Consider the following 16,160-nt stretch of genomic DNA (forward strand, 5'->3'; position numbering starts at 1 on the left):
CGTTTGTCAAGATAAGCGGTCGGGTGAGCCGCAGATCACAGGTGGCTGACCTCGTTGAACGCGACCAGCGCGGGCGGACGGCCGTGCCGGTACAGGATCGTGGTGAGCCCGCAGTTGACCGCGTTGAGGCCGAGCCAGCGTGGTTCCGGCGCGTCCAGCGCGTCCCGGACGAACCAGCCCACGGTGAACGCGTGCGTGACGATCAGCTCGTGCGTCTCCGTGTCCGCCGGCCGCGCGTGCTCCCGGAGCGCGGCGCGGGCCAGCGCCTCCCCGGACGTGTACTCCTCGTCCGTGACCCCGGCCAGGAAGTCCTGGAAGACCCGGGGCAGCGCGGCCCGGTCGCCGACCGGCGGGATGTAGTCACCGCAGGCCTCTGACTCGCGCACCGGCACGCCCGGCAGCTCCGCCGCGATGAGCCGCGCGGTCTCCGCCGCGCGCGGCAGCGGCCCGTGGTGCAGTGCCGTGATCGGCAGCGCCGCCAGCCGCTTCCCGGTGGCCGTGGCCTGCCGGCGTCCGGTCCCGGTGAGTACGCCGCCGTCTGCCTCGCCGTGCCGGACCAGGTGGATGTATCTCATCCGACAAGTATGGCGTTCGTCCCTATTGGATGATCTCCCCTACGAACTGTGACGGCCACGACCGGGCAATATAACTCCTGGTATGCGAAAGGACGGGTTTCTGTAACGCCAAGTATCACTTTCCGCAGATTGAACCTGGTGCGCGGTGACTCTACGGTGTGACGAGTGAGTGCTGTGAGAACGTTGGGCACCCTCGGAATCCGCTCCGTCACCGACCGGCTTCGCCTGACCTACCGGCAGACGTTCCTGGGCCGGCAGCCGGAGATCGCGGCCTTCCGTGAGTTGCTGCGCCCGGACAGCCCGCACGTGCTGCTGGTCGCCGAGGGCCCGGCCGGGATCGGCAAGACCGCGCTGCTGCACCGGTTCGCCGAGGAGGCGCGGGCGGCCGGGCGGACCGTGCTGACCGTCGACGGCGGCCGGACCGGAGACGACGGCCCGGACGGCGACGACGCGACCGTGGTGCTGATCGACGACGCGGACCGGATTCCGGACCTGGAGGCGTGGCTGGTCGACGGCCTGCTGCCCCGGCTGCCGGTCGACGCGCGCGTGGTGCTGACCGCGCGCCGCTCGCCGGTGACGCGGTGGAGCGCGGACCCCGGCTGGTCCCAGGCGATTCGCCCGCTGTCGCTGGGCCCGCTCAGCCGTCCGGACGCCGGCTCGCTGCTGCACCGCTTCGGCGTGGCCCCGCACCTGCGCCACGAGATGATCGCGTTCGCCGGTGGGAACCCGTCCGCGCTCACGCTCGCGGCCCGCACCGCCGGGTACTCCACCGTGGACGGCGAGCGCTGGGCACCCCCGGCCGAGCTGCTGGACCGCGTGGTCGAGGCACTGGCCGGGCCGATGCCGTCCGCCACGCACCGGCTCGCGCTGCAGGCCGCGGCGCACTCCGTGGTCATCACCGAAGACCTGCTGCGTGCCGTGACCGGCGACGAGGCGGCCGCGATGTTCGAGTGGCTGCGCACCCGGCCGTTCATGCACGCGTCCCCGTTCGGGCTGGTGCCGAACGGCGCGGTCCGGCACACGGTCGAGGCGCAGCTGGCGATGCGTGACCCGGACGGCCACCGTGCGCTGCACGCGCGCCTCCGTGACTACCTGTTCGCGCGCGCCCGGGTCGCGGCCGGGGACGCGGTGATGCCGGCCATGGTCATGCTCGGCTACCTGCACCGCCGGTTCGGCGCGACCGCGTTCTACGACGCGATCCTCGGCCAGCCGACCGGCCCGGACGACGGCGCGCTCGCGACCAGCGGCGTCTACGAGGACGCGGTCGACCCGGCGGAGCTGCCCGTGCTGCTGGCGCTCAGCGACGAGCCGGAGCTGGTGGCGTACTGGTTCGCGCGACAGCCGTCCGCGTTCCGGGCGTACCGGTGGGAGGAGCCGATCCCGCTGCTGGACACGAACCGCGGCGGGCCGTTCCATCCGCTGGAGCCGCGTCCGCGCCGCGGCCGGCTGATCGGCTTCTCCGCGCTGCTGCGGCTCGGCGCGGAGGACGCGGCCGAGTGCGAGCGCGACCCGGTGCTGGCGGCCGCGTGGGCGTACACGCACACGGCCGCGCCGCTGGGCAACGGCGACGAGCTGGACGTGCTGCGCTTCGTGGCCCGGCCCGCCGCGGGCGCCCCGGCCGCGGAACGCCCGGCCGGCGAGCGGCTGGCCGACCCGCAGGAGCGCCGCCGGGCCGCGGCCGTGCAGGATCTGGCCGTCTACCGGGTGCTCGGGCGGGTCGTGCGGGCGGACGGCCCGGGGTGGTCGTTCCTGGCCACGGACGATCCCGCGACCTGGACCGGCGCGCTGCGCTACTTCGACATGACGTCCACCGGCCTGACCGCGATCACGGGCGGGCGGGAGCGGCAGATCTACGCGCACGACTGGCGGGCCGCGCCGGCGGCGGAGTGGCTGGCCGGCAACTCCACGCGCCCGGTGGAGGCGCTGCCGCCGCGCGTGGAGTCCGGGCTGACCGTGCTGACCCGGGCCGAGTTCGACGCGGAGGTGCGGGCCGCGCTGCGCGTCTGGCGCCGGCCGGAACGGCTGGCCGGGAGCGCGCTGCTGCGCACCGGCCTGGTACGGGAGGCGGCGGACCCGGTCGCGGCGCTCCGGACGACGCTGGCGTCCGCGGTGGAGGCGCTGAGCCGGCAGGCGCGCACGGCCAAGCAGCATCGGGTGCTGACCACCACGTTCCTGAGCGGCGCGCCGACGCAGGAGGCGGCGGCGCGGCGGCTGGGCCTGCCGTTCAGCACCTATCGCCGGCACCTGACGCTGGGCCTGGCGGCGGTCTGCGACCGGCTCTGGCTGGGCGAGGAGTAAGAGCCGCCGGGGGGGGGTGGCTCCGGGAGGTCCGGAGACCAAGGCGAGTTGTAGGGAGACTAGTCATGTCGGGTCAGAAGCTTCTCGCGGCGGCTGCCGCGGCGCGGCTGGACCTGGACTGTCTATATCAGGCCCTCCTTGCCGATCGGGGCGGTTATCTCAGCTGACCAGCGTCAGCGCGAGACCACGCCGCCCCTCCCGACAGCCGGGACCGGGCGGTTTTTTCATGCCCCGGTCAATTCAATTCCCAATTCCTGATATCACCATGCCTTCGTATCCCAATTGGTAGAGGAACGGCGTTGAGGACGCCGGTGTTGCGCGTTCGAATCGCGCCGGAGGCACGCAATTGAATACATCGGGCCCGGGTAGCCCAACTGGCAGGAGGCGCGCCGTTCAGGGCGGCGACAGTGTGCGTTCGAATCGCATCCCGGGCACGGAGGGGTCGTAGCTCATCGGGAAGAGCGCTGCTTTCGCACTGCAGAGGTGGCAGGTTCGAGCCCTGTCGACTCCACGCAACACCCGGTCCGGCGTGCACGCGCCGGACCGGCCCCTCGCGGGCGCGCCGACGTTGGAGAGTCGGGGCCGGCTGTAAACCGGCTGCACTGCGTCTGAGCAGGTTCGAATCCTGCCGCCCGCACGGCCGTGTGTCCGAGTGGTGAGGTACGCGACTGCAAATCGCGGCACGCCGGTTCGAATCCGGTCGCGGCCTCCACAGTGTCCGATTCGCGCGACACCCTACGATCAGGCGGTGCGAATCGAGTTCACGTACGCTCGCCCCCGGGAGTACTTCCGCCAGCAGATGGCGTCGACTGCCCGGCTGGCCGCGATGCCGAGCCTGGTCGGCGCGGTGCTGCTGGCCGTCGCCGGCGCGGTCTGGGCCGTCTCCGCCCTGCTGATGCGGGGCGTCCCCAACGACCTGGCGCTGGGCGGGCTCGCGTTGATCATGATCGCGACCGGCCTGTGCATCCGTGCCCGGGAGCGCTGGGAGGCCGAGACGGTCGTGCCCGCGTCCTGGTGCTCGCCGCGCGACTGGCTCATCACGGACGAGGCCCTGGAGGCCACCACCCCGATCGGCCGGACGTCGTGGAGCTGGGCCGCGATCCGCTACGCGGTGAAGATCCCGGACGCCTACTTCTTCCGCGCCGAGGCCGGCGGCCAGTCCTTCGACGTGCCGCGCAAGCCGCTCACCGAGGAGCAGGAGCGCGTGCTGGTCGACTTCATCACCGAACGCGGGCTGGTCCTCGACGAGCCGATCCGCGCGGGCGGCTGACCCGGGGCGATCCTTTCGGACAGCTGACACCCCTGGCGGCGGCTGGTTACGCTCCGCTGGTGACCCTCACCGTGGCTGACCTCACCGGATACGTCGAGCGTGACCTCGACGCCGACCTGGCCCGCTGGCTTCCCGGCGCATCGGCCGTCTCCGTCCCCGCGGACACCCGTCCGGTCGCGCCGCTCGCCGCCCGGATGAGCCCGGCGGACGCGGCCGCGCTCACCGGCCTGGACCGCCGGGTGCGCACCGGCACGTTCCCGCAGATGCTCGACATGTACGACTGGTCGTACGGCTTCGACTTCGAGGCCAACGACTGCGGCATCCTCGACTCCGACTACGAGACCGAGCTGACCGACGACGACGTGTACGCGCTCGGCGCCGACGGCGACGGCAACTACTACGTGGTGCTGGAGAACGGGCAGGTCGCGGTCTGGTTCCACGAGGAGGAGGTGCTGGAGGCCGGCACCCGCTTCGACAACCTGGACGTGTTCCTCTGGCACGTGGTCCGGTGCGCGGCCGTCCGGGCCGGCGCGCTGACCCGCGCGGACGTCGAGGACGACTTCCGCGCGCTGGCCCAGGACGGCGCGCTCGCCGAGCCGTTCGGCCTGCTGCACCGCCTCAAGTAGAAGGCTCACGTGACGGTCAGGCCGCGCGCGCGGAAGATGTCGCGCGCGGCCTCCACCGCCTCCTCGGCCGGCGGCACCGTGTCCCGCAACGGGAACTCCAGGCCGATCGCCTCGTACTTGTGCTGCCCGAGCCGGTGGAACGGCAGCACCTCCACCCGCTCGACCGTGGGCAGCTCCGCGACGTAGTCCGCGATGCCGGCCACGTTCGCCGGGTCGTCGGTCAGGCCCGGGACCAGCACGAACCGTACCCACATCGGTTTGTGCAGGGTCGCGAGGCGACGGCCGAAGCGCAGCGTGGGGGCGACCTCGCCGGTCCCGGTCACCCGCCGATAGGTGGCCGGATCCCGGGACTTCACGTCCAGCAGCACCAGGTCGACCGCGTCCAGCAGCGCGTCCGAGGCGCGGTCGCCGTAGAAGCCGGACGTGTCCAGCGCGGTGTGCAGGCCGCGCATCCTCGCGGCGTGCAGGAACGCCTCCGCGAACCGGGCCTGCTGCAACGGCTCGCCGCCGCTCAGCGTCACGCCGCCGCCGCTGACCTTGATGAACCGCTCGTACCGCGCGACCTGGGACATCAGGTCGTCCACGGTCATCAGCGTGCCGCTGCGCCGGTACCAGGTGTCGGGGGAGTGGCAGTACCGGCAGCGGAGCGGGCAGCCGGCCAGGAACGCCACGAAACGCGTGCCCGGACCGTCCACGCCGATCGACGTGTCGAACGAGTGGACGGCCCCCTCGATCCTCACAGCTTCCCGTGGAACGTCCGGGAGATCACGTCGTGCTGCTGCTCCCGCGTCAGCCGCACGAAGTTCACCGCGTAACCGGACACCCGCACGGTGAGCTGCGGATACTTCTCCGGGTGCTCCATCGCGTCCTCGAGCGTCGCGCGGTCCAGCACGTTGACGTTCATGTGGAAGCCGCCGGTCCCGGTGTACCCGTCCAGCACGCCGGCCAGGTCCCTGATCCGGTCCTCGCGCGTGTGGCCGAGCCCGTCCGGCGTGACCGTGCAGGTCAGCGAGATCCCGTCGCGCGCGGACGCGTAGGGCAGCTTGGCCACCGAGAGCGCGGCCGCGACCAGCCCGTGCCTGTCCCGGCCGTTCATCGGGTTCGCACCCGGCGCGAACGGCTGCCCGGCGCGGCGGCCGTCCGGCGTGTTGCCGGTGTGCTTGCCGTAGACCACATTGGACGTGATCGTCAGCACGCTCATGGTCGGCTCCGCGCCCCGGTAGGCCGGCTGCCGCCGGATCCGTGACATGAACGTCTCGACCAGCCAGGTGGCCATCGCGTCCACCCGGTCGTCGTTGTTGCCGAAGCTCGGGTAGTCGCCCACGATCTCGTAGTCGACGGCGAGGCCGGTCTCGTCCCGGATCGGCTTCACCGTCGCGAACCGGATCGCGGACAGGCTGTCGACGGCCACGCTCAGGCCCGCGATGCCGGTCGCCAGGAAGCGGTGGACGGGGTAGTCGTGCAGCGCCATCTCCAGGCGCTCGTAGGAGTATTTGTCGTGCATGGCGTGGATGACGTTGAGCGCGTCGACGTAGGTCTCCGCCAGCCAGTCGAGCGTGCGCTCATAGGCCGTGACCACCTCGCCGAAGTCGAGGACATCTGATTTAACGGGATTTGTCGCCGGTGCCACCTGTTCGCCGGATATCTCGTCCCGGCCGCCGTTGATCGCGTAGAGCAGCGCCTTCGCCACGTTCGCCCGCGCGCCGAAGAACTGCATCTGCTTGCCGACCCGCATGCCGGACACGCAGCAGGCGATCGCGGCATCCTCGCCGTACTCCCGGCGCAGCGCGTCGTCGTTCTCGTACTGGATCGCGCTCGTGTCCAGGCTCACCTGCGCGCAGAACCGCTTGAAGCCCTCGGGCAGCCGTGCCGACCAGAGCACGGTCAGGTTCGGCTCCGGCGCCGGGCCCAGGTTGTAGAGCGTCTGCAGGTAGCGGAAACTGGTCCGGGTCACCAGCGGGCGACCGTCCGCGCCGAGACCGCCGAGGCTCTCCGTCACCCAGGTCGGGTCGCCGGAGAAGAGCGCGTCGTACTCCGGCGTCCGCAGGAACCGCACGATCCGCAGCTTGATCACGAAGTCGTCGACCAGCTCCTGCGCCTCGATCTCGGTCAGCGTGCCCTCGTCCAGATCCCGCTGCAGGAAGACGTCCACGAACGTGGCGGTCCGGCCCAGCGACATCGCGGCACCGTTCTGCTCCTTCGTCGCGGCCAGGTAGGCGAAGTACAGCCACTGGATCGCCTCGCGCCCGCTCGTCGCCGGCCCGGAGATGTCGTGACCGTAGCCCGCGGCCATCTCCTTCAGCTCACGCAGCGCGCGGATCTGCTCGGCCAGCTCCTCACGGTCCCGGATCACGTTCTCCGTCGAGCGGGCCGCGTCCAGGTCCAGTTTGGTCCGCTGCCGCGCCGCGATCAGGAAGTCCACGCCGTAGAGCGCCACCCGCCGGTAGTCGCCGATGATCCGCCCACGACCGTAGGCGTCCGGGAGCCCGGTGATGATGTGCGACCGCCGGGCCTGCAGCACCGCCTGCGGGTAGGCGTCGAAGACGGCCTCGTTGTGCGTCTTGCGGTACGTCCCGAACGTCTCCTTCACGCGCGGGTCCAGCGCGTAGCCGTAGGCCTTGAGCCCGTTCTCCACCATCCGGAGGCCGCCGTTCGGCATGATCGCGCGGCGCAGCGGGGCGTCCGTCTGCAGGCCCACGATCAGCTCGTTGTCGCGGTCGATGTAACCGGGGCGATGGCTGGTGATCGTCGACGGGGTGCGCGCGTCGACGTCGTAGATCCCGCGCTCGCGCTCCGCCGGGAACATCGCCTGCAGCGTCGCCCAGACGTCCAGCGTGCGGCAGGTGGCGCCGGTCAGGAAGTGGTGATCGCCCTCGTAGGGCGTGTAGTTCTCCCGGATGAACCCGGCCACGTCGATCGCCGCACGCCAGCCACCGTCAGAAAAGCCCCGCCAGGGCTCGCGCTCCGCCACCCCTGGCCGCGCCTCCGCCCGTGCCTGCACCTGTGCCGTCATCACCGGCCTCCCTTCCATCGTCACCTGCCAGCGTCGTCGTGCCCGCTGCGCACGGACAGGGCCGGAGGTCCCGGCCCTCAGGGCCCCGCGGGATCATCGGGCCGAGCCAGATCAAGATCTAATTCATGTCCCGCTTCCGGCGTGGTCCGGCAGCGTTGCTCCCGCGGGCAAACCTCGCGCCGGGCTCCGCTGGCGCTCCGCACGACGCGAGGAGCCGGTTGCGTCGTGGTCCGGCAGACCTGTGCGGGTTACGGCGATCGGCTACTTCCGGGCCTTCCGCGCTCTCTGCGCTCTCTGCGCTCTCCGCGTCCGAAATTTCGGCGTATTGGTTGCTTTAGGCGGGCTGGTGCTGTTCTGCTTCCGGCAGGAGCGCTGGGGCTCCGATGCAGGGGAACGAGCGTCAGCTGCAGATGCCTCGGTGGCTGGGGTTCGTGCGGCCTGTCTGCCCCATGGGCGCTTGCGCATATAGGGCAAAATGCCTGTCCGGGCTGCGGCGGGAGAGCGCCCAAGATCCTTGCGTACGCCACCGCTGTTATTCGGCCGGAATAACAGCGGTGGCGTACGCAAGGATCTTGAGTCCTGAATATTGGAATACTTCCCTTGGTATGCGGGATGAGGGCGGGGCGTGGTGCTGGCGGCTGTGCGGGAACGGGAGAGGACCGGGCGCTAGTTCGTGGTCGTCGAGGTTTGCTGGTGGGCTGTCCAGGTGGCGGAGACGGTGGCGCCTGCTTCGGGGTTGTCGACCAGGAGGATCAGGTTTCCGGTGTGGTCGCTGTAGAGGGCATCGATGCGGATGCCGGCGTCGGCCATCAGACGGGTGAGCGCGCCGACCTGGCCGGGCGTCTCCTGGTCCAGGCGCTGCACGAGCGGCTTGCGGACGGCGATGATCCGGTCCGGGCCGAGCGCCCGCAGCGCTGCCTCGGGGTCCGCGACCAGGAAGTGTGCCACCGGGCCGAAGGCGCCGCCGCCCTCGATGCTGACGCCGGCGGCGCCCAGGGCCTCGCCGATCTCGGCCAGCGCGCCGACGTGGTCCGCCACGCGGATGGTCAGGTCGAACATCACGCCTCCAGGCCGTAGTCGCGGACGACCTCGGCCATCCGGAGGCGGTATCCGGCGAAGAAGCGGTCCCGGCCCAGTTCCTGGGCGCGGCGATGGTCCTGGTTCCGGCGCCAGGCGGCGACCGAGGCCTCGTCCTCGAAGGCGGCGATCGCGACGTACCGGTGAGGGTCGGAAACGCTCTGGAATTTCTCGATCTTCTCCAGGCCGCGGATGGTGGGCAGGAGCGCGCGCAGGCGGTCGGACTCGGCCAGGTACTCGCGGTGGGCGGCGGGATCACCGGGGTCGAACCAGAACTCGAAGATCATGGCAATCATGGCTCGACCGTACGGCCACGATATTTGCGCTACGGTCGAAATATGGATGCGGACGTGGCGGCGGTGGCGGGGCTCTTCGCGGACCGGACGCGTGCGTCCGTGATCGCGGCGCTGCTGGACGGCCGGGCGCTGACCGCGGGTGAGCTGGCCCGCGCCTGCGACGTCACGGCGGCCACGATCAGCGCTCACCTGCGGCGTCTGCTGGAGGCGGACCTGGTGGCCGTCGAGGCGCAGGGGCGGCATCGTTACTACCGGCTGGCGGATGAGCGTGCGGGGCGGGCGTTCGAGGCGCTGGCGGTCCTGGCGCCGGTGCGGCCGGTGCGCTCGCTGCGCCAGTCTCGCGTGGCGGCCTCGCTGCGTGCGGCCCGCACCTGTTACGACCACCTTGCCGGGCACGCGGGTGTCCGGCTGGCCGAGGCGTTCGTCTCCCGCGGGATCCTCGGGCCGGACGGCTTTCCCCTGCTCGACCCGGACACGCTGACCTCGTTCGGGGTGGACGTGGGCGCGGCGGGCCGGTCCCGGCGTTCGTTCGCGCATCCCTGCCTGGACTGGAGCGAGCGCCGCCACCACCTGGCCGGCGCGCTCGGCGCGGCCGTGCTGACCAGGCTGGTGGAGCTGGAGTGGCTGATCCGCGACCGGTCCAGCCGCGCGGTCCGGGTGACCGATGCCGGACGCGAGGGCCTGCGCACCCGCTTCGGATGCGAACTGGGGTAGAGCCTGCACTAGCGACGGGACGGGATCGCGCCGGTAGCGTCAAACGGTGTGATGGTGCGGACGGCGTGGCAGGCGGTGACGCTGCGGCCACTGGCGTTTCTGGCGTCGTGGTGGCCGTGGCGGGCGCTCGCCTACCTGCTGAGCGGGGTGCTGCTCGGGGCGGTCACGATGACGGGGCTGCTCGTGCTGGTCGTGGGCGGCGCGCTCAGCGCGATCCTGCTGGTCGGGTTCGTCGCGCTGCCCGCGTTCGTGCTGTCCGGTGTGGTGGTGGCCCGGTTCGAGCGCTGGCGGCTGCGGCTGGTCGACGCGGACGTGCCGGTCAACCCGCACCGGCCGGTGGGGAACTGGCGGAAGTGGCCGCTCGCCCGGCTCCGGGAGCAGGCGACCTGGCGCGAGTTCGGTTACACGATGCTCAGCGTGGCGGGGCTGTGGTGGATCGACCTGGGCATGCTCGGGGTCACGCTCGGCGTGCCGGGCGTGGCGATCAGCTCGCCGTGGTGGGTGACGGACGAGGCCGGCTGGTGGACCGCGGTGCCGGTGCTGATCGGGCTGGTCATGACGCCGGTCGCGGCCTATCCGATGACCTGCTGGGCGGCGGCCCGGGGCGCGCTCACCCGGGCGGTGCTGGCGCCGCGTGACACGGAGATCGGCGAGCGGCTGCGGGACGTGTCCGCGTCCCGGGCGCGGCTGCTCAGCGCGTTCGAGGTGGAGCGGCGGCGCATCGAGCGGGATCTGCACGACGGCGCCCAGCAGCGGCTGGTCGCGCTGACCATGAACCTCGGGCTGGCCCGGCTGGATCTGGAGCCGGGTTCGGCCGCGGACGCGCGCGTCGCGGAGGCGCACGGGCAGGCGAAGCAGGCGCTGGCCGACCTGCGCGAGCTCATTCGCGGCGTGCACCCGCACGTGCTCACGGACCGGGGGCTGGAGGCGGCGGTCCGGGACGTGGCCGGGCGCTCGCCGGTGCCGGTCGAGGTGGACGTGGCGCTGCCCGGCCGGTTGCCGAACGCGGTGGAGGAGACCGCCTACTACGCGGCCTGCGAGGCGCTGGCGAACGTGGCCCGGCACAGCGGCGCGGCCCGCGCCACGGTGCACGCGCGGCTGCGGGAGGATGTGCTGGTGCTGGAGGTACGTGACGACGGCCGGGGCGGGGCCGCACCGGGCGCCGGGTCCGGGCTGATCGGGCTGGCCGACCGGGTGGCGGTCGGCGACGGGCGGCTGCGGCTGTCCTCACCCGCGGGCGGGCCCACGCTGGTCCGGGTGGAACTTCCGTGCGTGCCCCACTGACCGGTGCGCGGAAGCCGGAAGGCGCACTGACCGTGGTGCTGGCCGAGGACGGCGCGTTGCTGCGGGCCGGCCTGATCGGGGTGCTGGAACGGTTCGGGCACACCGTGGTCGCGGAGGCCTCGGACGCGCCCGGCCTGGTCGAGGCCGTCACCGCGCACCGGCCGGACGTCGTGGTCACGGACGTGCGCATGCCGCCCGGCTTCTCCGACGAGGGACTGCGCGCCGCGCTCCGGCTGCGCGCGGCCACGCCCGGCCTGCCGGTGCTGGTGCTCAGTCAGTACGTCGAGCGGACCTACGCGTCCGAGCTGCTGGAGTCCGCGGCCGGCGGCGTCGGCTACCTGCTCAAGGAGCGGGTGGGGGACGTGCGCGACTTCGAGGACGCGCTGCGGCGGGTCGCGGCCGGCGGCACGGTCATCGACCCGGAGGTGGTCCGTCAGCTGCTCGGGCACGGCCGCGCGCCGATCCGGCGGCTCACGCCGCGTGAGCGGGAGGTGCTCGGGCTGATGGCGGAGGGCCGGTCCAACGCCGCGATCGCCCGCGCGCTGGTCGTCTCCGAGGCGGCCGTGGCCAAGCACATCGCGAACATCTTCACGAAGCTGGATCTGCCGCCGGCCCCGGACGACCACCGGCGCGTGCTGGCGGTGCTCGCCTACCTGGCCTGAGGCCGGCAGGAAACAGAAGATCAAGAACCCACGGGGGTACGCCCTGCGCGCGACCGGCCCGTCCGGCTTCTCCGGGCCGTAGGCGGCGCCGAGGACCGCGGTGATTCGCGCGCTTGCCCGATCGTCGGGCGCCGGGCCCCGCGGCCGGATCGTCGGTCACGGAGCGGGACGGCTACGCGGCGGGCGTACCCACGGCTATTTGATTTTGATCATCAGATCGTCGAGCGTGAGGTCGGCCGCGCTGGTCAGCAGCAGGTCGGCGGCGCCGAACCGGGCGTGGTCGGCGTGCGGGTTCGGGACCGCCACACAGCGCAGACCGGCGGCCTGTGCGGCGGCGACGCCGTGCGGCGTGTCCTCGAACGCGAGCGCGGAGGCCGGGCCGAGGCCGAGCTTGCGCAGCGCCAGCAGGTAGACCGCGGGGTCGGGCTTGTGCGCGGGCACCTCGTCGCCGGTCGCCAGCACCTCGAAGCGGTCGCGCAGGCCGGCCTGGTCCAGCAGTGCGCCGACGTGCGGCAGCGGGGAACTGCTGGCCACGGCCAGGCGCAGGTGCAGCGCGGCGGCCCGGTCCAGCCAGGCCCGCACGCCGGGCGCGGGGACGAGCGCGGCGTTGAGCGCGAGCCGGTGCTCCTGGCGGCGCCGGTGGCTGACCTCGCGGTCGTAGTGCGCGCCGACCGCGGCGGCCAGCGCGGCGTAGCGGGACTCGCTGACGTCGCCGCCGTGGTCCGCGAAGAAGCCCGCCGGGTCCAGCTTCAGCCCGTGCCGCTGCCACTCGGCGCGCCAGCTGTCCAGCAGCGTGGTCTCCGTGTCCATCAGCAGGCCGTCGAAGTCGAAGATCAACGCACGGATCGTCACGGTCTCAGTATCCCAGTTGCATGATCATACGTGTGTCTGCATATAATTCCGGTGTGTCCAAGGTGCTTACGTCATTGCCCGCCGGCGAACGCGTCGGAATCGCCTTCTCCGGTGGTCTCGACACCTCCGTAGCGGTCGCGTGGATGCGCGAGAAGGGTGCCGTGCCCTGCACGTACACGGCCGACATCGGTCAGTACGACGAGCCCGACATCGCCTCCGTGCCCGGCCGCGCCGGTGAGTACGGCGCCGAGATCGCCCGCCTCGTCGACTGCCGCGCCGCGCTGGTCGAGGAGGGCCTCGCCGCGCTCGCCTGTGGCGCGTTCCACATCCGCTCCGGCGGGCGGGCGTACTTCAACACCACCCCGCTCGGCCGCGCCGTGACCGGCACCATGCTGGTCCGCGCCATGCTCGACGACGGCGTCCAGATCTGGGGCGACGGCTCCACGTTCAAGGGCAACGACATCGAGCGTTTCTATCGGTACGGGCTGCTGGCCAATCCGTCGCTGCGCATCTACAAGCCGTGGCTCGACGCCGCGTTCGTCGACGAGCTCGGCGGCCGGCACGAGATGTCCGAGTGGCTGCAGGCGCGCGACCTGCCGTACCGGCACAGCACCGAGAAGGCCTACTCCACGGACGCGAACATCTGGGGCGCGACCCATGAGGCCAAGTCGCTGGAGCACCTGGACGTCGGCCTGGAGCTGGTCGAGCCGATCATGGGCGTCAAGTTCTGGGACCCGTCCGTCGAGATCCTGCCGGAGGACGTGACGGTCCGCTTCGAGCAGGGCCGCCCGGTCGCGATCAACGGCAAGACGTTCGGCTCCGACGTCGACCTGGTGCTGGAGGCGAACGCGGTCGGCGGCCGCCACGGCCTCGGCATGAGCGACCAGATCGAGAACCGGATCATCGAGGCGAAGAGCCGCGGCATCTACGAGGCGCCCGGCATGGCGCTGCTGCACATCGTCTACGAGCGGCTGGTCAACGCGATCCACAACGAGGACACGCTGGCGACCTACCACAATGAGGGCCGCAAGCTCGGCCGGCTGCTCTACGAGGGCCGCTGGCTGGACCCGCAGGCGCTGATGAGCCGCGAGTCGATCCAGCGCTGGGTCGGCGCGGCCGTCACCGGCGAGGTCACGCTGCGGCTCCGTCGCGGTGAGGACTACTCGATCCTCAGCACCACCGGCCCGGAGTTCAGCTACCACCCCGACAAGCTCTCCATGGAGCGTACGGAGAACGCCGCGTTCGGCCCGCTCGACCGCATCGGCCAGCTCACCATGCGCAACCTCGACATCGCGGACTCGCGCGCCCGGCTGGAGCAGTACGCGCGGATCGGCATCGTCGGCGGCGCCCAGGTCATCGCGGCCCAGCCGTCCACCACCACGCTGATCGGCACCATGCCGGCCGGCGGCGCGGACGCGATCGCGGCCAGCCCGACGCCGCCCGCCGACGACCAGCTGCTGGACGCGGCGGCGATGGAGTTCGGCACCGACTGATCGTCGTGCGCAGAAGCCGGTCGCGGGAGGTTTCCGCGGCCGGCTTCTTCGTGTTCTGCTCTCAACCATCGGACGGGCTGGGGGCGTTTGCCGTGTGTGATGTCAACTGACGACGGGTTCCGGGAGTTCGTCCGGGCGCAGTGGGGGCCGCTGACGCGGACCGCCTACCTGCTCACCGGCGACCGGAACCACGCGGAGGACCTGGTCCAGACCGCGCTGGAGAAGACGCACCGCAAGTGGCGGCGGGTGTCCCGGATGGATGCGCCGGTCGCGTACGTGCGCAAGGCGATGGTCAACACCGCGATCTCCTGGCGGCGCCGGCGCGGCAACGGCGAGATACCCCAGCAGCCTCCGGAGGAGCGGATGGCGGACGGGGACCCGTACCGGCAGGTGCTCGAACGGCAACAGCTGATGGCCGCGCTCCGCACGCTGCCGCCGAGGATGCGGGCCGCGCTGGTGCTGCGCTACTTCGAGGACCTCACCGAGACGGACACGGCCGCGGCCATGGGCTGCTCGGTCGGCACCGTGAAGAGCCAGGTGTCGCGCGGCCTGCAACGCCTGCGCGCGCAGCTCGAGACGCCCCTTCCCGCCGTGCTACAGGAGAGCCGCGCATGAATATCGAGACCACACTGCGTGACCGGCTGGCCGGCTCCGCCGCCGCGCTGGACCTGCCCGAGGACCCGTGGCCGGCGTTCGCCGGGCGGGAGAAGCGGCATCGCCGTACCCGGCGCGCCCGCGTCGGCGTGGTGGCGGCCGGCCTGGTCGTGCTGGCCCTGCTGCAGTTCGGCGGCGTGCCGATGCCCGGCTGGGCGCCCGGCATCGCGATCGCGGCCAGCAACGGCGCGCTGCTGGACAGCCCGCTCCGGGGCTCGCTGGCCGGCGACACCGCCTGGCTGGACGGCATGCGCGACGCGATCCAGGACATGCCGGAACAGCGCGAGAACTGGATGGTCGCGGACCGGAGCAAGATCAAATTTCTGTACGCCGGCGACCTCGGCGACGTCCGCCTCGCGCTCGCCCACGTGCCGTTGCGCTGGGGGTTCCTGACCGACCCGCAGCTCGCCTGGTACGAGGGGCCGGCCGGCGCCGAGCCGCGCCGGATGACGCAGATCTCGAACGTCGCCGGCACCGAGCAGGCCGCCACCGCGGCGATGGCCGCCGCGGACCGGCCCGGCTACGCGATCGTGGTCGGCCCGTCCGGCACCACCGCGGCGATCAGCGACGGCTTCACCTACGGCGCGGACGGCCGCGTGCACCACCGGCCGCCGATCACCGGCGTTCCGGGCAGCGGCGTCGTGGAGATGGTGCTGCCGCCCGCGCCGCAGAGCCCGATACTGACCATGACGATCACCAAGGACGGCAGCCGCTTCCAGGTCGGCGGCGTCGGCATGGGCTGGTCCGGCCCCTCACCGGACTTCGCGGGGTACGAGACGCTGGCCGCGGACGCGCTCGGCGACCGGCCGTTCGACCGGTCCGCGTTCGGCCGCTGGGTGCAGAGCGAGGCGAACGCCAGCGGCATGGCGCTCGGCGAGTTCCAGCTCGGCGTGCGCTGGACCGGCATGATCAACGGCCAGGAGGCCGCGCTGTTCACGCTGCAGCGGCCGGGCGAGGGCGTGCTCGCGTTCGCGGCGCACGGCGGGCAGAACGGCTTCCGCGAGGACCTGCGGCTGCTGCTCCCCGCGGACGGCGCGGACCGGCGGCCGATCGGCTGGTGGCTGCGCGCCGAGGGCGAGGACGACGCCACGGACCGGGTGATCCTGATCGGGCCGCGCGGCGCGGCCACGATCGCGGTGACGGTGGCGGGGCGTGCGCCGGTCTCGGTCCCGCTGGACGCGGCCGGGTTCGGCGAGACCCGGATCCCACCGGGAACCGCGGCGACGATGACGGCGTACGCGGCGGACGGCACGGCGATCGGCTCGTCACCGGTGTCACCGCTCGTCGACGAGTCCGGCAGCATCGTCGGCGACCGGCCGGAGACCCGGGTCGTTTCCTGAGCGGCG

The 16,160-nt window shown here is 72.3% G+C and carries 15 protein-coding genes and 5 tRNA genes; 14 read left to right on the plus strand and 6 right to left on the minus strand.

Going from position 1 to position 16,160, the window contains the following annotated elements:
• Window positions 1-35: 35 nt before the first annotated feature.
• On the minus strand, window positions 36-575 hold the full coding sequence (locus OP04_RS25900; RefSeq protein ID WP_033342578.1) for a histidine phosphatase family protein: 540 nt from the start codon (window positions 573-575) through the stop codon (window positions 36-38).
• A gap of 165 nt (window positions 576-740) precedes the next feature.
• Between OP04_RS25900 and OP04_RS25905 the strand changes: the two genes are divergently transcribed.
• The 8 genes from OP04_RS25905 (at window position 741) to OP04_RS25940 (ending at window position 4,769) form a co-directional block, all read left to right on the plus strand.
• Entirely contained in the window at window positions 741-2,873 is a 2,133-nt protein-coding gene (locus OP04_RS25905; RefSeq protein ID WP_157240342.1) for an ATP-binding protein, read from the plus strand.
• A 267-nt stretch (window positions 2,874-3,140) separates the two neighbouring features.
• Window positions 3,141-3,214, plus strand: a tRNA-Leu gene (locus tag OP04_RS25910).
• A gap of 18 nt (window positions 3,215-3,232) precedes the next feature.
• A tRNA-Leu gene (locus OP04_RS25915) sits at window positions 3,233-3,307 on the plus strand.
• A gap of 4 nt (window positions 3,308-3,311) precedes the next feature.
• Window positions 3,312-3,384 (plus strand) — tRNA-Ala (locus OP04_RS25920).
• Between the two features lie 42 nt (window positions 3,385-3,426).
• Window positions 3,427-3,510 (plus strand) — tRNA-Tyr (locus tag OP04_RS25925).
• Window position 3,511: 1 nt separating this feature from the next.
• Window positions 3,512-3,585, plus strand: a tRNA-Cys gene (locus tag OP04_RS25930).
• Between the two features lie 36 nt (window positions 3,586-3,621).
• Window positions 3,622-4,143 carry a YcxB family protein gene (locus OP04_RS25935; RefSeq protein WP_033342460.1) on the plus strand — a complete coding sequence of 174 codons (522 nt, stop codon included), beginning with the start codon at window positions 3,622-3,624 and terminating at the stop codon, window positions 4,141-4,143.
• 59 nt (window positions 4,144-4,202) lie between these two features.
• Complete coding sequence (locus tag OP04_RS25940) at window positions 4,203-4,769, plus strand: hypothetical protein (RefSeq protein WP_033342461.1); 567 nt, start codon at window positions 4,203-4,205, stop codon at window positions 4,767-4,769.
• Between the two features lie 5 nt (window positions 4,770-4,774).
• Here the strand turns inward: OP04_RS25940 and pflA are convergent, their stop codons facing one another.
• From pflA to OP04_RS25960, 4 genes are all read right to left on the minus strand, one after another.
• On the minus strand, window positions 4,775-5,509 hold the full coding sequence (gene pflA / locus OP04_RS25945; RefSeq protein WP_157240344.1) for a pyruvate formate-lyase-activating protein: 735 nt from the start codon (window positions 5,507-5,509) through the stop codon (window positions 4,775-4,777).
• Entirely contained in the window at window positions 5,506-7,782 is a 2,277-nt protein-coding gene (pflB, locus tag OP04_RS25950; protein WP_051799009.1) for a formate C-acetyltransferase, read from the minus strand. Before pflB ends, pflA begins: the two co-directional genes overlap by 4 nt.
• Before the next feature lie 666 nt (window positions 7,783-8,448).
• Window positions 8,449-8,841, minus strand: a complete 393-nt coding sequence (locus OP04_RS25955; protein WP_033342581.1) for an ACT domain-containing protein — start codon at window positions 8,839-8,841, stop codon at window positions 8,449-8,451.
• A complete protein-coding gene (locus OP04_RS25960; RefSeq protein WP_051799011.1) occupies window positions 8,841-9,155 on the minus strand; it encodes an antibiotic biosynthesis monooxygenase family protein in 315 nt (104 codons plus the stop codon). The genes OP04_RS25955 and OP04_RS25960 overlap by 1 nt, the downstream gene beginning before the upstream one ends.
• A gap of 42 nt (window positions 9,156-9,197) precedes the next feature.
• Here OP04_RS25960 and OP04_RS25965 point away from each other — a divergent pair, with 42 nt between their 5' ends.
• Genes OP04_RS25965 through OP04_RS25975 form a run of 3 tightly spaced genes read left to right on the plus strand, consistent with a single transcriptional unit; the run spans window position 9,198 to window position 11,815 of the window.
• Entirely contained in the window at window positions 9,198-9,869 is a 672-nt protein-coding gene (locus tag OP04_RS25965; protein ID WP_033342462.1) for an ArsR/SmtB family transcription factor, read from the plus strand.
• 51 nt (window positions 9,870-9,920) lie between these two features.
• Window positions 9,921-11,153, plus strand: a complete 1,233-nt coding sequence (locus OP04_RS25970; protein WP_033342463.1) for a sensor histidine kinase — start codon at window positions 9,921-9,923, stop codon at window positions 11,151-11,153.
• Window positions 11,138-11,815, plus strand: a complete 678-nt coding sequence (locus OP04_RS25975; protein ID WP_051799013.1) for a response regulator transcription factor — start codon at window positions 11,138-11,140, stop codon at window positions 11,813-11,815. The genes OP04_RS25970 and OP04_RS25975 overlap by 16 nt, the downstream gene beginning before the upstream one ends.
• A gap of 195 nt (window positions 11,816-12,010) precedes the next feature.
• Here OP04_RS25975 and OP04_RS25980 read toward each other — a convergent pair whose 3' ends face one another.
• Window positions 12,011-12,667, minus strand: a complete 657-nt coding sequence (locus OP04_RS25980; protein WP_033342464.1) for an HAD family hydrolase — start codon at window positions 12,665-12,667, stop codon at window positions 12,011-12,013.
• A 53-nt stretch (window positions 12,668-12,720) separates the two neighbouring features.
• Between OP04_RS25980 and argG the strand changes: the two genes are divergently transcribed.
• The 3 genes from argG to OP04_RS25995 all read left to right on the plus strand — a co-directional run bounded on the left by argG (window position 12,721) and on the right by OP04_RS25995 (window position 16,154).
• Window positions 12,721-14,160, plus strand: coding sequence for an argininosuccinate synthase (gene argG, locus OP04_RS25985; protein ID WP_033342465.1), 1,440 nt, complete (start codon window positions 12,721-12,723; stop codon window positions 14,158-14,160).
• Window positions 14,161-14,259: 99 nt separating this feature from the next.
• Entirely contained in the window at window positions 14,260-14,775 is a 516-nt protein-coding gene (locus tag OP04_RS25990; RefSeq protein WP_033342466.1) for a SigE family RNA polymerase sigma factor, read from the plus strand.
• On the plus strand, window positions 14,772-16,154 hold the full coding sequence (locus OP04_RS25995; protein ID WP_033342467.1) for a hypothetical protein: 1,383 nt from the start codon (window positions 14,772-14,774) through the stop codon (window positions 16,152-16,154). The genes OP04_RS25990 and OP04_RS25995 overlap by 4 nt, the downstream gene beginning before the upstream one ends.
• Window positions 16,155-16,160 lie beyond the last annotated feature (6 nt).

Source organism: Catenuloplanes japonicus, assembly GCF_000717135.1.
GTDB classification, from domain to species: domain Bacteria; phylum Actinomycetota; class Actinomycetes; order Mycobacteriales; family Micromonosporaceae; genus Catenuloplanes; species Catenuloplanes japonicus.